This window comes from Mesorhizobium abyssinicae (genome assembly GCF_049887195.1).
In the GTDB taxonomy this organism is placed as follows: Bacteria; Pseudomonadota; Alphaproteobacteria; order Rhizobiales; family Rhizobiaceae; genus Mesorhizobium; species Mesorhizobium abyssinicae.
Map to the genome: position 1 here is coordinate 544,685 of NZ_JARAKC010000002.1, position 16,239 is coordinate 560,923.

Annotated in this window: 19 protein-coding genes and 1 pseudogene; 9 read left to right on the plus strand and 11 right to left on the minus strand. The window is 65.3% G+C overall.

From position 1 onward, the window contains the following. Positions 1-82 precede the first annotated feature (82 nt). Positions 83-262 carry a hypothetical protein gene (locus PU724_RS07155; protein ID WP_354421034.1) on the plus strand — a complete coding sequence of 60 codons (180 nt, stop codon included), beginning with the start codon at positions 83-85 and terminating at the stop codon, positions 260-262. A gap of 48 nt (positions 263-310) precedes the next feature. On the opposite strand, the gene PU724_RS07160 is transcribed toward PU724_RS07155, so the two are convergent. From PU724_RS07160 to PU724_RS07170, 3 genes are all read right to left on the minus strand, one after another. Then, the gene (locus PU724_RS07160) at positions 311-1,255 is read right to left on the minus strand and encodes a glycine--tRNA ligase subunit alpha (RefSeq protein ID WP_127284245.1); all 945 of its coding nucleotides are present in this window, start codon (positions 1,253-1,255) and stop codon (positions 311-313) included. A 440-nt stretch (positions 1,256-1,695) separates the two neighbouring features. Then, the gene (locus PU724_RS07165) at positions 1,696-3,468 is read right to left on the minus strand and encodes a tetratricopeptide repeat protein (RefSeq protein WP_354421036.1); all 1,773 of its coding nucleotides are present in this window, start codon (positions 3,466-3,468) and stop codon (positions 1,696-1,698) included. A 315-nt stretch (positions 3,469-3,783) separates the two neighbouring features. Beyond that, the gene (locus PU724_RS07170) at positions 3,784-4,800 is read right to left on the minus strand and encodes a polyprenyl synthetase family protein (RefSeq protein WP_127284243.1); all 1,017 of its coding nucleotides are present in this window, start codon (positions 4,798-4,800) and stop codon (positions 3,784-3,786) included. 162 nt (positions 4,801-4,962) lie between these two features. On the opposite strand from PU724_RS07170, the gene PU724_RS07175 reads away from it, so the two are divergent. The 6 genes from PU724_RS07175 to moaB all read left to right on the plus strand — a co-directional run bounded on the left by PU724_RS07175 (position 4,963) and on the right by moaB (position 8,683). Beyond that, positions 4,963-5,187: a putative signal transducing protein gene (locus tag PU724_RS07175; protein WP_127259063.1), complete on the plus strand. Its 225-nt coding sequence runs from the start codon at positions 4,963-4,965 to the stop codon at positions 5,185-5,187. Next, positions 5,184-5,987 carry a tRNA1(Val) (adenine(37)-N6)-methyltransferase gene (locus PU724_RS07180; RefSeq protein ID WP_292173603.1) on the plus strand — a complete coding sequence of 268 codons (804 nt, stop codon included), beginning with the start codon at positions 5,184-5,186 and terminating at the stop codon, positions 5,985-5,987. Before PU724_RS07175 ends, PU724_RS07180 begins: the two co-directional genes overlap by 4 nt. 108 nt (positions 5,988-6,095) lie before the next feature. After that, entirely contained in the window at positions 6,096-6,953 is an 858-nt protein-coding gene (locus PU724_RS07185; RefSeq protein ID WP_128347012.1) for a S49 family peptidase, read from the plus strand. An 83-nt stretch (positions 6,954-7,036) separates the two neighbouring features. Continuing rightward, on the plus strand, positions 7,037-7,222 hold the full coding sequence (locus PU724_RS07190) for a hypothetical protein (RefSeq protein ID WP_127284240.1): 186 nt from the start codon (positions 7,037-7,039) through the stop codon (positions 7,220-7,222). Between the two features lie 26 nt (positions 7,223-7,248). Next, positions 7,249-8,145, plus strand: coding sequence for a 4-(cytidine 5'-diphospho)-2-C-methyl-D-erythritol kinase (locus tag PU724_RS07195; protein ID WP_320320787.1), 897 nt, complete (start codon positions 7,249-7,251; stop codon positions 8,143-8,145). Further along, complete coding sequence (moaB, locus tag PU724_RS07200) at positions 8,132-8,683, plus strand: molybdenum cofactor biosynthesis protein B (RefSeq protein WP_320320788.1); 552 nt, start codon at positions 8,132-8,134, stop codon at positions 8,681-8,683. The genes PU724_RS07195 and moaB overlap by 14 nt, the downstream gene beginning before the upstream one ends. Positions 8,684-8,704: 21 nt before the next feature. Here moaB and PU724_RS07205 read toward each other — a convergent pair. Beyond that, a pseudogene (locus PU724_RS07205) lies at positions 8,705-9,085 on the minus strand (hypothetical protein); the annotation flags it as partial. 30 nt (positions 9,086-9,115) lie between these two features. After that, a complete protein-coding gene (locus tag PU724_RS07210) occupies positions 9,116-9,619 on the minus strand; it encodes a glycosyltransferase (protein ID WP_354421040.1) in 504 nt (167 codons plus the stop codon). 150 nt (positions 9,620-9,769) lie between these two features. Here PU724_RS07210 and PU724_RS07215 point away from each other — a divergent pair, with 150 nt between their 5' ends. Further along, positions 9,770-10,924: a PA0069 family radical SAM protein gene (locus tag PU724_RS07215; protein ID WP_135858543.1), complete on the plus strand. Its 1,155-nt coding sequence runs from the start codon at positions 9,770-9,772 to the stop codon at positions 10,922-10,924. A gap of 148 nt (positions 10,925-11,072) precedes the next feature. Then, entirely contained in the window at positions 11,073-11,768 is a 696-nt protein-coding gene (locus PU724_RS07220) for a ribonuclease HII (RefSeq protein ID WP_354421042.1), read from the plus strand. A 241-nt stretch (positions 11,769-12,009) separates the two neighbouring features. Here the strand turns inward: PU724_RS07220 and PU724_RS07225 are convergent, their stop codons facing one another. From PU724_RS07225 to PU724_RS07250, 6 genes are all read right to left on the minus strand, one after another. Continuing rightward, entirely contained in the window at positions 12,010-12,501 is a 492-nt protein-coding gene (locus PU724_RS07225; RefSeq protein WP_354421044.1) for a F0F1 ATP synthase subunit B, read from the minus strand. Between the two features lie 10 nt (positions 12,502-12,511). Next, the gene (locus PU724_RS07230; RefSeq protein ID WP_127392822.1) at positions 12,512-13,108 is read right to left on the minus strand and encodes a F0F1 ATP synthase subunit B; all 597 of its coding nucleotides are present in this window, start codon (positions 13,106-13,108) and stop codon (positions 12,512-12,514) included. 63 nt (positions 13,109-13,171) lie between these two features. Beyond that, the gene (locus PU724_RS07235; RefSeq protein WP_006206606.1) at positions 13,172-13,396 is read right to left on the minus strand and encodes a F0F1 ATP synthase subunit C; all 225 of its coding nucleotides are present in this window, start codon (positions 13,394-13,396) and stop codon (positions 13,172-13,174) included. Between the two features lie 67 nt (positions 13,397-13,463). Then, positions 13,464-14,222: a F0F1 ATP synthase subunit A gene (locus PU724_RS07240; protein ID WP_127284233.1), complete on the minus strand. Its 759-nt coding sequence runs from the start codon at positions 14,220-14,222 to the stop codon at positions 13,464-13,466. A 63-nt stretch (positions 14,223-14,285) separates the two neighbouring features. Beyond that, complete coding sequence (locus PU724_RS07245) at positions 14,286-14,678, minus strand: AtpZ/AtpI family protein (RefSeq protein WP_354421050.1); 393 nt, start codon at positions 14,676-14,678, stop codon at positions 14,286-14,288. 266 nt (positions 14,679-14,944) lie between these two features. Then, on the minus strand, positions 14,945-16,129 hold the full coding sequence (locus PU724_RS07250) for a cell wall hydrolase (RefSeq protein WP_354421052.1): 1,185 nt from the start codon (positions 16,127-16,129) through the stop codon (positions 14,945-14,947). Positions 16,130-16,239 lie beyond the last annotated feature (110 nt).

Sequence of the window (16,239 nt, forward strand, 5' to 3'; positions counted from 1 at the left end):
GTCCTAAGAACAGAAATCCAATGAACCGAACGCGGCGCTGAAGCGACCAACGCTCAGGCAGAGAACTATTGGCTGAACGACCATGAAAACGGTATCGAGAACCCTGCAGATCCTGGCACTGAGCGCCTGCTTCGCCGCCCAGATGCATGGCACGTTCACGATGCCGGGCGTGCGGCAGGCGCTGCGGACGATCGATGGCGCAAGCAGCCAGAGTTCGTTGCCGATCGCCTCGCTCACAATCGGTGAAAGCGCCTTGAACTAAGGTGCGTTGAGAATCAGGTCAGGCCGGCATCACCTGAATATCGACACCTTAGGCCGCCAGCCCGCCCGCCTCGGTCTGCAGGAAGGCCTCGCCGCAGGCCTTGGCAAGGTTGCGCACCTTGAGGATGTAGCTCTGCCGCTCGGTGACCGAAATCACGCCGCGCGCGTCGAGCAGGTTGAAGACGTGACTGGCCTTGATGCACTGGTCATAGGCAGGCAGGACCATGCGGTGCCGCGCCGGCGCGTCATTCGATCCGGGCGCGCCGGCCGCGAGCAGCGCCTTGCACTCGGCCTCGGCGTCCTCGAAATGCTTCAGAAGCATCGCGGTGTTGGCGAATTCGAAATTATGGCGCGAATATTCCTGCTCGGCCTGCAGGAAGACGTCGCCATAGGTGACCTTGTCGGCGCCATCGCGGCCGTTGAAGTTCAAGTCGTAGACATTGTCGACGCCCTGCACATACATGGCGAGCCGTTCCAGTCCGTAGGTGAGCTCGCCCGCCACCGGCGCGCATTCGATGCCGCAGACCTGCTGGAAATAGGTGAACTGCGACACTTCCATTCCATCGCACCAGCACTCCCAGCCGAGCCCCCAGGCGCCCAGCGTCGGGCTCTCCCAGTCGTCCTCGACGAAGCGGATGTCGTGCAGCAGCGGATCGACGCCGATGGCTTCCAGCGAGCCGAGATAGAGCTCCTGCAGGTTGGGCGGGTTCGGCTTCAGGATCACCTGGTACTGGTAATAGTGCTGCAGCCGGTTGGGGTTCTCGCCATAGCGCCCGTCCTTCGGCCGGCGCGACGGCTGCACATAGGCGGCGTTCCAGCGCTTCGGACCCAGCGCGCGCAAGGTGGTCGCCGGATGGAAGGTGCCGGCGCCGACCTCCATGTCGTAGGGCTGCAGGATGACGCAGCCATAGTTCGCCCAGTAATTGTGCAAAGTCAGGATCAGCCCCTGGAAGGAGCGGCTGGGATGCATGTGGGCGGGAATGTCGACGGTCACGGCGGCCTCGATGGAGCGGCTGGATGGGGACCACGCTCTAGAGGCACGGCCTGCAAGCGTCAAGGCAAGCGAACTTTGGGTGGTTCGTCTATCGCAGGCTGTTCCCCCGCGCCTCATGCGAGACGCTTTGATCATATCTCGTCCGTCCGCGCCGCCCCTCATTGCCCTACCGGGCATTTCTCCCCGTATAGTGACGGGGAGAAAGACGCCACCGCGGCGGGTTTCGCCAACCGCCAACGTTGCAGAATGAGTGCCGACGTCGCGGCCACCCCCTTCTCCCCGTCACTATACGGGGAGAAGGCGCCGGCAGGCGGATGAGGGGCGGCGCCGACGTTTCCAATATCGCCCAAGCGCCCGGCGATTGGGATAGCTTGCGTGAGACGAGAAGCTAAGCTCAAAAGAAGCGGGGTTCCGAAGAGCCCCGCTCAAAGCATGCTCGCTCAGCCCTTCGGCGCGGGCGTAGTGGGCTTGACCTTCGGGGTTTCCTGCGCCGTGTTGGATTCGATCGGCGGCAGGCCCTTGATCAGCTTCTGCTGCAAGGTCGCAAGCACGTCGGGATCCGGCTTCAGGTCGCGGGCCTGGTTCCACTGATAGGTGGCTTCCAGCTTGCGGCCGACGCGCCAGTAGGCGTCGCCGAGATGGTCGTTCAGGACCGGGTCTTCCGGCTTCAGCGACACTGCGCGCTCCATTTCGCGGACCGCATCCTCGAAACGGCCCATGCGGAAATAGGCCCAGCCCAGCGAATCGACGATGTAGCCGTCGCTTGGCCTGAGGTCGACGGCCTTCTGGATCATCGCCAGGCCTTCCTTGAGGTTCAAGTTCATGTCGACCCAGGAATAGCCGAGATAGTTCAGAACCTGCGGCTGGTCGGGGAACAGCTCCAGCGCCTTGCGGAAGTTCGGTTCGGCCTTCGGCCATTCCTTCAGCCGCTCATAGGCGATGCCCCGCTGGTAGAAGATGTTCCAGTTGGCATTGGTCGGCGTCTTCAGCACCTCGACGGCCTTGTCGTAGAGATTGGCGGCCGAGCGGAAGTCCTCCTTGGAGGAGTAGACGCCACCCAGCGCCAGATAGGCGCGCATATCGTCCGGATGCTTGTCGACGAAGGCCTTGAGATGGGCGATCGCCTCGTCATGGCGGTCGAGATCGGCGAGGTTGAGGCCGAGCTGCAGGTCGGAAAGCTCCTTCAGGGGCGAGGAATCGGGAATGCGCCGATAGAGCGCGATTGCCCCCTCGCCGTCCTTCAGCTGCTCGGCGACGGCGGCGAGTTGCACCAGGGCGGCATCGCTGTCGGGCTTCAGCGCCAGCGCATATTGCAGATAGAGGCGCACGAACGGCTCGCCGCCGCCGCGATTGAGCGCGGTGGCGAGATCGAGCAGGATCTCGGAGGCGCCGTCGGACGGGCCGGTGATGAAGGGCTCGATCTTGTCGCCCTTGTTGATCTTTTCGCGCAGTGTGGTGATTTCCAGCTTGCCTGGCGCGAACGCCTCGGCCTGGTCGAGCACCGAAAGCGCCTTGGCCTTGTCGCCCTTGCGGGCGAGGAAGGAGGCGTAGGCCTGCGCATTGCGCATCCATGTCTCCGGCGCGGCACCGCCGGCGGCGGTGTCCTGCAGCGTCGCCGCGTAGATCTGGTCGGCCTTTTCGGACATGCCGGCGGCATCGGCGATCAGCGCGCGGTGGAAGGACTTGAACAGGCCGAACCAGTCGGGGCCCTGCAGTTTGTCGATGGCGGCCATGGCATCGGCGGGCTCGCCGGCGCCTTCCGTGGCCCAGCCGCTCATGACGCCGGACAGCAGCCGGTCGAGATCGGATTCGAGCGACAGTTTCAGCCAGTACTCGGCCTTGGAGAAATCCTTCTTGTGGAAGGAATCGACGGCCAGCGCCAGGCGCGAGAAACGCTCGACATCGGGCACTTCCCTGAGCTTGTCGGCATAAACGAGCGATTCCTCGAAGCGTCCCTGCGCGATCAGCGACAGCATCAGGCTCTGCTGCAGCGCCGTGTCGCCGGGCGCAAAGGCGAGCGCCTGCTTGTAATAGGCGATGGCGCTGTCGAGATCGTTGTCGCCTTCTGCAATGCGCGCGGCAAGATAGGCGCCGGAGAAGGAGGTGATCTTGACCGGCTCGGTGGTTTGCTTGGCGTAGGCCGGCAGAGCCGAGATCGCCATGCCCGTCACAATTGCCAGCCCCGCGAGCCAGCGCGCACGTCCTTGCCGCATCGTATCCCTTTCAGCCAGACGCAATCCCCAAGTCGATGGGACCGCCACAGACTCGGTCTTTTCCCGACAAAGCATGGCCTTTTTGGGGTCAGGCTTCAATCCGGGCCGAATTCACAATCGGGTCACCCGATTAACGAACAATGGCCGCCGACGATAATAGCAGATCGCGCGGCCAACTACACCCTGACATCATGATCTATGCCCTGACGCCACGATGCTCGCGGCGACCTCGCTGCACAGCCCGGCCCATTCGCGGGCTCTGGCAGCTTCTCGGGGGATGCGCGAGGGCTCCGGCGCCCTGCGGCCGGCGGCTTGTCAGTTCACCCTGGCGATGCAGAAATCGATGACGTCGATCAGCGCCGATTTCTGCGGCGTCGCCTCCAGCGGCGCCAGCGCATCCCTGGCGATCTCGCCGAAATGACGGGCGCGGCCGATCGTGTCGGCAATCGCCCCGTGGCGGGTCATCAGGCCGATGGCCTTTTCGAGCCCGGCGTCGTCGGTGACATTGTCCTCGATGGCGCGCTTCCAGAAGGTGCGCTCGGCCTTGGTGCCGCGCCTGTAGGCGAGGATCACCGGCAGCGTCACCTTGCCCTCGCGGAAATCGTCGCCGACATTCTTGCCGAGGTCCTTGCTGGAGCCGCCATAGTCGAGCGCGTCGTCGATGAGCTGGAAGGCAAGGCCGAGATTCATGCCGTAGGAGCGCAGCGCGGCGCGGTCGTTGCGGGTTGCCTGGGCGATGACCGGGCCGACCTCGGCGGCGGCCGAGAACAGCGCCGCGGTCTTGGCCTTGATGACGGCGAAATGTTCGTCCTCGGTGGTCTCCAGGTTCTTGGCGGCGGCGAGCTGCATCACCTCGCCCTCGGCGATGATGGAAGCGGCGCTGGACAGGATGTCGAGGGCTTCCAGCGAGCCGACATCGACCATCATGCGGAAGGCCTGGCCCAGCAGGAAGTCGCCGACCAGCACGCTGGCCTGGTTGCCCCAGATCATGCGCGCCGTCTTTTTGCCGCGGCGCATGCCGCTCTCGTCGACGACATCGTCGTGCAGCAGCGTCGCGGTGTGCATGAACTCGACCGAAGTGGCGAGCTTGACATGACCGTCGCCGGAATAGCCGAACATCTGGGCGGCGGCGAGCGTCAGCATCGGCCGCAATCGCTTGCCGCCGGACGAGATCAGATGGTTGGCGACCTCGGGGATCATCTCGACGTCGGAGCCGGCCTTGGACAGGATCAGCTTGTTGACGCGGCCCATGTCGGCGGCCGTCAGATCGATCAGATCCTTGATGGAGGCGGGTTCCCGCTTCCCGTTTTCGATGTTGAGAACGACACCCACCACAGACACTCCCGTCTATTCCAAGCGCACGACGGCACCTAGTCCCGAAGCAGACTCTAGGGCGGCATCCACCGGCACGGCAAGAGGCGAATTGGCGCGGTTGCGGCCGGCGGCGTGAACGCCCACGTTTACAGGAACGGCGCAACCTGCGATTTTCATTCCATGATAGAGCTCATCCGTACCAACGATGCCGTGATCATCTCCTTCGTCGAATCGCTGATGCGCGATGCCGGCATTGCCTGTTTCGTCGCCGATGAGAACATGAGCGTGCTCGACGGCTCGATCGGCATCCTGCCGCGGCGCGTCATGGTCGACGCCGACAAGGCGGACGCGGCGCGGCGCATATTGACCGATGCCGGCATCGCCAACGAGATCCGCCGGAAATGACGTCCGCGTCGCCCGCAGCCCTTGTCCCGGACACACCGGCCCATACGGTCGATGCCTTCCATCGCGGGCGTTTCTGGCTGGTGCAGCCTCGGGCCGCCGGCCACCGCGCCGGCATGGACGCCATGATGCTGGCCGCCGCCGTGCCCTCGCCCTTTGGCGGACGGCTGGCCGATTTCGGCGCCGGCGCGGGCGCCGCGGGGCTCGCAGTGCTGTCGCGCTGTCCGGCGGCGCGGGTCGTTCTGGTCGAACGCTCGCCGGAAATGGCCGGATTCGCGCATGCCACGCTCGCCCATCCCGGCAACGCGCATCTCGGCGACCGCGCCTCGGTGCTGACGGCCGACGTCACCCTGACGGGCAAGGCGCGCGGCGAGGCCGGCCTTGCCGACAACAGTTTCGACTTCGTCATCATGAACCCGCCCTTCAACGCCGCTGAGGACCGCGCCACGCCGGATCAGTTGCGCAAGCAGGCGCATGTGATGGAGGACGGGCTGTTCGAAGGCTGGATCAGAAGCGCCGCCGCGGTGGCGAAGCCACGCGGCGGGCTCGCCGTCATCGCCAGGCCCGAGCAGCTCGGCGCCCTGCTCGATGCGATCGAGGGCCGCTTCGGCGATACCGAGATGCTCGCCGTCCACCCCCGTCCCGAGGCGGCGGCAATCCGGATCGTCGTCAGGGCGACGCTCGGCGCGCGCGGAAAACTGTCGATCCGCCCGCCGCTGATGTTGCACGCCGAGACAGGCAACGGGCCAGCCGAGCGGACCGAGATGATCAACAACGGACTGGCGTCGCTGTTCGGCGATTGATCATCGGCCGGCCATGCGGCATTGCCGTTGGCCGGCGAACTCCTACATGCCCACAGCAGGATGAGGCCTCATCTTGCTTCTTTTTCAGTGACCGGAGACCCCGACCTCGTGAAACGCCTCTTGAACCGCCTGCTGCCGAAGTCCTGGCGCTCCACCGTCGTCGTGGTTCCGGTCATCCGGCTGCACGGCACGATCATGGCCGGCGGCGGCCAGTTCCGGCCGAGCCTGTCGCTGGCGTCCACCGCCGGCCTCATCGAGAAGGCGTTCTCCTTCGATGCGCCCGTCGTCGCCATCTCCATCAATTCGCCGGGCGGCTCGCCGGTGCAGTCGCGGCTGATCTTCAAGCGCATCCGCGACCTCGCGCTGGAGAAGAACAAGAAGGTGCTGGTGTTCGTCGAGGACGTGGCGGCCTCCGGCGGTTACATGATCGCGGTCGCCGGCGACGAGATCTTCGCCGATCCGTCCTCGATCGTCGGCTCGATCGGCGTCGTCTCCGCCTCGTTCGGTTTTCCCGAGCTGATGAAAAAGATCGGCATCGAGCGGCGTGTCCACACCGCCGGCCAGAACAAGGCGGTGCTCGACCCGTTCAAGCCGGAGAAGAAGGAAGATGTCGAGCGGCTGAAGGCGCTGCAGCTTGAAGTGCATGAGACCTTCATCGACCTCGTCAAGGAGCGGCGCGGCACCAGGCTGAAGGACGATCCTGACCTGTTCACCGGCCTGTTCTGGACCGCCAAGAAGGGTCTCGAGCTCGGCCTCGTCGACGCGCTGGGCGACATGCGGGGCGTTCTGAAGACCCGCTTCGGGGCGAAGACCCAGCTGAAGCTGATCACCGCGCCGCGCGGCCTGTTCGGCCGCTTCGGCCTGTTCGGCTCGCGCTTTTCGGCGCCCGACATCGCGGCCGCCGCAGCCAGCGGCGTCGTCGATGCGGCGGAAGAGCGCGCGCTGTGGGCGCGCTTCGGGCTTTGAAAAAGCGGTGAAAGCGTCTAGCATACCCGCTTGACCGACCCGACCGGCCGCATTCGCCGCCTATTCGAGGGAGGAGTTTTGGGATGCCGCAGATCATTTTCTTCGTCGTTATCGGCGCCGCCGCCTATTTCGGCTATCGCGCATTCATCCGCGAAGCCGAGCGCGTGACGGCCAAGATCCGGCGTACCGAGAAACAGGCGGCAAACGGCACCATGGGGACGCTGGTCAAGGACCCGAAGACCGGCGAATACCGGCTGGCCAAGGACTGAACGCCATCTCGTCAGCAACCGAAGCGTTGGATGCCGGGACGCAAGCCGGCACGTGGCTTGCCCCTGCCAAGATCAACCTTGCGCTGCATGTCACCGGCAGGCGCGCCGACGGCTATCATCTGCTCGAAAGCCTCGCCGTCTTCACCCGCTTCGGCGACCGGGTCGAGATCGAGCCGGCCGAGACCGACCGGTTATCCATCTCAGGCAAATACGCCCCTGCGGTTCCAGCGGACGACAGCAATCTGGTGGTGAAGGCGCGCGAGGCATTGCGCCGCGAAGCGGGATCGCATGCCACGCCGCCTGTTGCCATCAATCTGGAAAAGAACCTGCCGGTCGCCTCCGGCGTCGGCGGCGGCTCCAGCGATGCCGCCGCCGTGCTGCGCGGGCTGGTCCAGACATGGCGGCTCGACATCGACGACGCCGAGCTGGCGCGGATCGGCCTGTCGCTTGGAGCAGATGTGCCGATGTGCCTGGCGGCAAGGCCGCTGATCGCGCGCGGCGTCGGCGACGAGATTTCCGCGGTCGAAGGCTTTCCCGCGCTCGCCCTGGTGCTGGTCAATCCGGGCATCGCGGTTTGCACGCCGGAGGTTTTCAAGGCGCTGGCCAGCCGCGATAACGAGGCGCTGCCGCCGCTGCCCGGCAAGCTCGATTTCCATACCATCCGCAACTGGCTGGAGGCGACGCGCAACGACCTCGAGCCCGCCGCCCGCGCCATCCAGCCGGCGATCGGCGAAGCGCTCAAGGCGCTGAGGAAGGCCGACGCCGGCTTTGCCCGCATGTCGGGTTCCGGCGCCACCTGCTTCGGCCTGTTCGAGACCGGCAATGTCGCCAAGCGCGCGGCGCTCGATATAAGGCGCCGCCATCCCGACTGGTTCGTCGCCGCGACGCGAAGCATGGAGGCCGACGCCCATGGCCAGGATTGACGAGAGCCGCCCCTTCATCCCCGTGCGCATCGCGGTGCTGACGGTTTCGGACACGCGCAGCCTCGCCGACGACAAATCCGGGCAGACGCTGGCCGACCGCATCGCGGAGGCCGGCCACATCCTCGCCGCGCGCGACATCGTCACCGACGACCGGGAGAATATCCGCGACAAGGTGCTCGGCTGGTCGAAGGACGAAGGCGTCGATGTCGTCATCACCACGGGCGGCACCGGCTTCACCGGCCGCGACGTGACGCCGGAAGCGCTGGAGCCGATCTTCGAAAAGCGCATGGACGGCTTTTCCGAAGTGTTCCACCGCATCTCGTACGACAAGATCGGCACCTCGACGATCCAGAGCCGGGCGACCGGCGGCGTCGTCAACGCCACCTTCGTCTTCGTGCTGCCCGGCTCGCCCGGCGCCTGCAAGGACGCCTGGGACGGCATCATCAAGGCGCAGCTCGACTACCGTCACATGCCCTGCAACTTCGTCGAGATCATGCCGCGCCTGGACGAACACCTGAAACGCGGCAAGGCCGGGTGATCGCCTGACGGCGTCGCCGCTTCAGCGGATGACCGGCTCGCCGTGGAAGCGCCGGCGCGAGGGGCGCGAGACGCCGAAGCCGACTTCCATCATCAGCCGCGGCGTGCGCGAAGGCACCGTGCCCATGTCGAAGCCGAACGGATCCTCGACGAAGCCGAGCCCTGCTTCACCCGTGAGCGTGACCGGGCTGTCGTCGCCGTAGAACTTCAGCACCTCATCCGCCGGATGCTCGACAAGCAGCGTAAGTTGGTGCTTTAGGCTGCGGCGTTTGTGGCTGCCGCGCACATAGACATGCGGGCCGGTGCCGGCATCGCAGGGCTTCAGGTAGAAGAAGAATTTCAGCATCCGCCAGTCGTCGAGATCGAAATGGTACTTGCCGAGCGAGGCAAGGTTCTTGTCGGCGCCCCTTCTCCCCCAAAAACGCGGGAAGAATCACTTCGGCGGCGCGACCCAGATCTCCGCGTCGAGTCTTTTCGTTGCCAGGCCGCGCGCGATAGCTTCGGCGCTGCGGGCGCTTTTCGCGAGCGCCGTGGCCTGGCGCTTGCTGATGACCAGCCCCTCGGCCAGCGCTCGGTTGCCGGAAAAGACCCTGGCCAGGAACGGCGCGCGGCTGCCGCGCGCGCGCGAAAAACGCGCCGGCATGGTGGCCCTCGCCGTGTGGGCCACGACCTCGTCGATCCAGCCGTCCGCCAGCCGCGCGCCGGGCTCCAGCAACAGCAGCCAGTCGCCCTTTGCCTGCCGGATACCGGCGGCGATGCCGCCTGCGACATAGTGGCAGCCGGCATGATCGGCAACGCGGTGCGTCTGGTCGGTCGAGCCGGTGTCACAGACGACGACGTCGCGCACCACGCCTTCGACCGCGCCGCCGATCAGCGAGGCGAGCGTGCGGGCAAGGCCCTCTTCGTCATTCAGGGTTTCGATGAGAACGCTGAGCATTGCCAGCCGAATAGCGGAAAGCCGCGCCATGCGCCAGTTTTTGCATCACGGCACAAAAAGTTCTTGCTTTGTTCTCATCAAGAAAATAGGAATAGTTTCATGAACAGAGCGATTCGACAGCCTGCGGACAGTCCTTGGGAGAGGGCGAAAATGGAACAGATCGTGCGTGCCGACATTGCAGCCTTCGGAGCCGGGAGAGCCGAGATGGCGAATGCGATGATCGAGCAGAGCGGCATGCGCGTGCGGCCCGACCGCAATCGCGGCCGTTCCGCCGGCATCAATCCGTCCGGCCGCTTCGAGCCGGTCAGCCGGCATGTGTTCGACGATGGCTGGAATTCGCTGGAGGAACTGCCGCCATTCAAGACCGAGGTGCAGGTCGAGAGGCCGCGCACCATCATCACGCGCAACGAGTCGCCCGACATCTCGTTCGATCGCTCGATCAACCCCTATCGCGGCTGCGAGCATGGCTGCGTCTACTGCTTCGCCAGGCCGACGCATTCCTTCATGGGCCTGTCGCCGGGACTCGATTTCGAATCGAAGCTGTTCGCCAAGCCTGATGCGGCGCGCATGCTCGACAAGGAACTGTCGAAGCCCGGCTACCAGCCGCGCACCATCGCCATCGGCACCAACACCGATCCCTACCAGCCGATCGAGAAGCAGTACCGGATCATGCGCGAGATCCTCGAAGTGCTGGAGGCGCGCGGCCATCCGGTCGGCATCGTCACCAAGTCGGCGCTGGTGACGCGCGACATCGACATCCTGTCGCGCATGGCCGAACGCGGACTTGCCAAGGTGGCGCTGTCGGTGACGACGCTCGACCGCATGCTGGCGAGAACCATGGAACCGCGCGCGTCGACGCCGACCAAGCGGCTGGAGGCGATCCGGCAGCTCTCCGACGCCGGCATTCCGGCCTCCGTCATGGTCGCGCCGATCATCCCCGGCCTGACCGATCCGGAGATGGAGCGCATCCTCGATTCGGCACGCGCCGCCGGCGCGCGCGAAGCAGGCTATGTCGTGCTGCGGCTGCCGCTGGAGGTGGCGCCGATCTTCAAGGACTGGCTGCTGCGCCATTATCCGGACCGCTACCGGCACGTGATGTCGCTGATCCGTTCGATGCGCGACGGCAAGGACTACGATTCGGAATGGGGCAAGCGCATGAAGGGCGCCGGACCCTATGCCTGGCAGATCGGCCGCCGTTTCGAGATCACCGCCAAGCGGCTCGGGCTCAACGCCGAGCGGCGGCAGCTCAGGACCGACCAGTTCGTCGCCGCAGCCAACGCCACCGAGCAGTTGATGCTGCTTTGAAGGTCTCGCGCCGGCCCTCGCCGGCTGGCGCGAGAAGAATCCCGTCCGGCCTGTCCCCCGGCCTTGAGACGGTGCCCTCCCGGTCCGCGCCCCACCCGACCCGGAGGGACTTGCGGAGAATCGGAGCCGATGCGAACCTCGCCGCACCATGGCTCGCGCGCGTTCCGATTCTCCGCTTCTCTTCGAAATCGTCGAGAAACCCGATTTCTCCATCGAGACGAAGGCGATGGCCGACGGATTGTGGCCGGTGGCGGGAATGGACGAGGCCGGGCGCGGACCGCTCGCCGGTCCGGTCGTCGCGGCGGCGGTGGTGCTCAACCCCGCCAACATTCCCGAGGGGCTCGACGATTCCAAGCGCCTCACCCATCTGCAGCGTGAAGCGCTGTTCGCCAGGATTCTGGGCTCGGCGCTCGGCGTGTCGATGGCCTCGATCAGCGCCGAAGGCATCGATGGCAGCAACATATTGAAAGCCAGCCTCGAAGCGATGCGCCGTGCCGTCGCCGGCCTGTCGCTGCGGCCGAAGCTGGCGCTGGCCGACGGCCGCGACGTGCCGCCCGGTCTTGCTTGCGAAGGACGCGCGCTGATCAAGGGCGACCAGCGCTCGCAGTCGATCGCCGCCGCCTCGATCGTCGCCAAGGTGATGCGCGACCGCATGATGTGCGGCTGCGGCGGTCACCACGAGCGCTACGGCTTCGAGGTGCATATGGGCTATGCAACGGCCCGCCACCGCACCGCGATCGAAGCGCACGGCCCGGTGGCAAGGTTGCACCGGGCGTCATTCGCGCCGTTTCGCTTGGGCGGCGTCGAGGTGGTGGAAGAAGAGAGCTTTGTAGGACTGGAGTGAGCGGCGGCGAAGGTGCGCGTAATCTCCCCCCTTGAGGGGGAGATGGCCGGCAGGCAGAGGGGGTCGCTTCGCGTGAAGCTCCAACGCCATCTGTCGTCCGCAAGAACGTCGCGCCCAGTCGAACCGACCCCCTCTGTCGCCTTTGGCGACATCTCCCCCTCAAGGGGGGAGATTATCTCCGCTCAAACAAAAAGCCGCCGGATTGCCCCAGGCGGCTTCATGCTAGATAGGACATACCAGCCTAGTTCAGCTTGGCCTTCACTTCCTGCAGCGCCGACTTGAAGAAGTCCGCGCCGGCCTTGGCGTCGACCTTGGCGGCAAGCAGCGCGCGGGCGGCCTCGACGGCGACGTCGACGGCGCTGGCACGCACTTCCGCAACTGCCTCGCGCTCGGCCTGGCCGATCTTCTGCTCGGCGAGCGCGGTGCGGCGCGTCACGTAGTCCTCGGTCTTCTTGTGCGCCTCGGCGGCGAGCAGTTCGGCCTCGCGCTTGGCGGCGGCGACGATGTCGGCGGCCTCCTGCTCGGCTTCCTTGCGCTTCTTCTGGTACTGGCCGAGCAGCTGCTGGGCCTCTTCGCGCAGCCGGCGGGCTTCTTCAAGCTCGTTGCTGATCTTGGCGGCGCGGGCGTCCAGGCCCTTGGCGATCAGGCCGGGCACCTTGATGTAGACGGCAACGCCGAGGAAGATGATCAGGGCGATCGTGGCCCAGAGCGTTGCGAGAGATGTAGCGTCCATGATGCGCTCCTCACCGGGCCACGGATTTGACCGCGGCCGCGATCTCGGCCTTGCTGGCCTTGCCGCCGACAAGCGCCTCGACGATGGCCGAAGCGGTGTCCTCGGCGATGGTGCCGACTTCCTTCATGGCGTTAGCCTTGATCGACGCGATGCTGGCCTCGGCCGCGCCGAGCTTCTTGTCGAGCTCCGCCTCGACCTTCTTGCGGACGGCCTCGGCCTCGGCCTTGGCGGCATCGCCGGCCTGCTGGCCGATCGCATTGGCTCTCGACTTGGCTTCGGCCAGTTCCTGCTCGTAAGCAGCAACGGCGGCGTCAGCCTCGCCCTTCAGCCGGGCGGCATGGTCGAGGTCCTGCGTGATGCGGTCGTTGCGGACGTCGATGATGCCACCAAGGCGCGGCATCACCACCCGCTTCAGGAACAGGTAGAACAGCCCGAAGGTGATCGCCAGCCACAGCAACTGCGACGGGAACGTCGCCGGATCGAATGGCGGGAACGTGCCGTGCGCCTCGCCGGGCACCTCGGTGCCGGCATGCGTTTCGGCTCCCGCACCGGCGGCGCCTTCGGCGGCCGGCGCTGACTCTTCTGCAAAGGCAGATGTCACGAACATGGACTATCCCCTGATATCAGGCCAGCCGCTGATCGCGGCCTGCCTGTCCAATCTTCCCAGTGCTCAGCCGAACAGGGCCAGAAGCGCGATGAGAAGGGAGAAGATGCCCAGAGCTTCGGTCACGGCGAAGCCGAAGATCAGGCGGCCGAACTGGCCATCAGCAGCCGACGGGTTGCGCAGCGCGCCCGCCAGGTAGCTGCCGAAGATGTTGCCGAGGCCGATGCCCGCGCCACCCATGCCCAGGCAAGCGATGCCGGCGCCGATGTACTTTGCTGCTTCTGCGTCCATTTCAAACTCCTTTGGATCTGTAATTCCGTTGCAATTCCATCCGGCGACGAATGCCGGAAACTTGTAATCAGTGCCCGGGATGCAGGGCGTCGTTCAGATACATGCAGGTGAGCACGGCAAACACGTAGGCCTGCAGGAAGGCGACCAGCAGTTCCAACGCCGTCAGCGCGACGGCCATGGCAAGCGGCAGCACCGAGCCGGCGATGCCGACGGCGCCCAGCGCGCTCAGGCTGACGACGAAGCCGGAGAACACTTTCAGCGTGATGTGGCCGGCCAGCATGTTGGCGAACAGACGAACCGAGAGGCTGACGGGGCGCGACACGAAGGAGATCACCTCGATCAGCACCACCAGCGGCAGCAGGAAGACCGGCACGCCATGCGGCACGAACAGCTTGAGGAAGCCGAGGCCATGCTTGCCGAAGCCGTAGACGACGACGGTTCCGATGACCAGCGCGGCGAGGCCGAAGGTGACGATGATGTGGCTGGTGACGGTGAAGAAATAGGGGAACAGGCCGAGCAGGTTGGCGACCAGCACGAACATGAACAGCGAAAAGACGAAGGGGAAGAACTTCAGTCCCTGCGTTCCGGCCGAATCCCGCAGCATGTTGGAAACGAACTCGTAGGCCATTTCCGAGACCGACTGCAGGCGGCCCGGAACCAGGCTGCGGCTGGCAGTGGTGAGGTAGAGGAAGGCCGATGCGACGGCGACCGTCGCGACCATGAACAAGGCGGAATTGGTGAAGGACAGGTCGTAGCCGCCGATGTTGATCGGAATCAGCTTGACGATATGGAACTGGTGGATCGGATCGACCTTGTCAGCAGCCATTTACATCCCCGTCAAAGCCGCACGCGGCTTCAGTGTCTTACCCAGCGCCATGACGGCGCCACTTCATTCCTCCGGATCGCGCGGCTTGCCGCCCTGTCCGAATTGCGCCACCAGCCCCGCCGAACGCAGGACATTGAGGACGCCGGCGCCAAATCCCAGCAGCAGGCCGACGATCAGACCCCATGGCGATATTCCCGCCAGCCGGTCGATGATCCAGCCGATCGCGACACCGACCACTATGCCTGCGATGAACTCGCTGGACAGCTTGAGTGCCTGACCGTATCCGGTCACTGCTTTCGCGTCGTCTTTCCCCTCGAGCCGGTCCGGCCGCCTTGTCGCAAGCGATGCTTCAAGATCACGCCGGCGGCGCTCAAGATCGTCGTCGCGGATGTCGGCTTCGCGCTGCTTGCCGCGGCCGGTTTCTCCGGTTCCGTCTGGCCCGTTCGTGTCGGCCATCGCAACCCCCCTGCCCGGTCAGACCGCTAGCGTCCGTCCGCTTCTAAAGTCGCCGGCAACATAGTTAGAGGGTCCGCGCCCGTCAAGCCACGGGCCGAACTTCAAACCCATGTATTTTTTATTTTGAAATCAACAGCTTAAAGAGGTGCGACATCGTGCCCGTCGCGGTTCGGGGCAAGCGCCCGGCGAATCCTTGCAACCAAGGCTCCCCGGCTGCCGGCGTTCGGAGCCATCCGGACCACCCGGACGATCCCGGCGAAACAGCCTCAGCTCCAGCCGCCACCATAGGTGCGGTAGAAGATATGCAGGCCGATCTTGGTCATTCGCTTCATCGTGCGCGCCCAGCCCGGATGCACGTAATTGGCATAGTAGTGGGTCGACGAGCCGACTTCCGGAATGAAGATCTTGCCGGCTGTCACCGCCATGGCGACGTCCTGCGCGGTCTTGTAGGCGGCGGGATCGGTGACGCGCTTCTTGCGGCCGTCGCAGGCGAAGGAGAACTGGCAGCGGTTCAGCCAGTTGTCGTTCTGGTAGACGACGCCGCAGATCGACTTCGGATAGGCCGGGTTGCGCACGCGGTTGAGGATCACCTGGGCGACGGCGGCCTGGCCGCGCACGGATTCGCTGCGCGCCTCGAAATAGATGCCGTTGGCAAGGCACGCCTGCTCCGGCTTGGAGAAGACGCTGGCCGGCAGCGGGTTCTGGATCCACCAGTGATCGCCCTTGGCCATCGGCGGGATGAAGCGGCCGCTGTTCGGCTCCTCGTCCTGCAGCAGCGCCTCGAACGGCGAGGCCTTGGCATAGTCGGGCTCGGCCTGGGCATAGGCGGTGGCCAGCACGTCCGGCTTGTCGTTGTTGACGAGCGCCGCCAGCATGGCCGGCACGCCGGAATCCGGCTTCTTGTCCTCGCGGATGTGGAACGCCTGGGCGATCTGGATCTCCTTGCCCTTGATGCCGGGCTTGGCGAAGGCGAGCTTCAGGCCGCTGTCCATGCTCGGGCGAAGCAGCGAGGATGTGCGTTCGAAGATTGAGCCGGCGTTGAAGGCCTTTGGTGGCGCCACCGGCGAGACCTGGACGATGCGGCCCTTCTTGTCGGCGCGCACGATGCGGTCCTCGTCCGGCGTCGTGCCCGCCACATTGCCCTTGCCGCGAAAGGCGACCGTGCCGACGCCCGGCAGTTGCACGCCGGAGCCGGAGATCGAGCCGGTGGAGGTGGAATCGACGAACGGCATCTCGGCGTTGTGGACCGAGCCCGCGACGGACTTTTCGACATAGGCGTTCCAGCGGGCGTTCGACGTCTCAAGGCCGGAAACGAGGCTGGTCATGTCCTGATAGGCGACGACCGACGGAAAGCCGACCCAGATGCCAAGGCCAATAACGAACGGAGACAGGAAGGAACGTTTTCTCTCACCGGCGGCGGCGACCAGCCGCTTCAAGACACGTCGATGCACGGAACTCTCCAGAAACGCAACTGACCCTCTGGAGAGCCAAAATGATGCATTAACCTTGATGGGGCGTTAACGCCGTCGATCGTGTTTTTTTGATGTTGGCCTGAATCGGG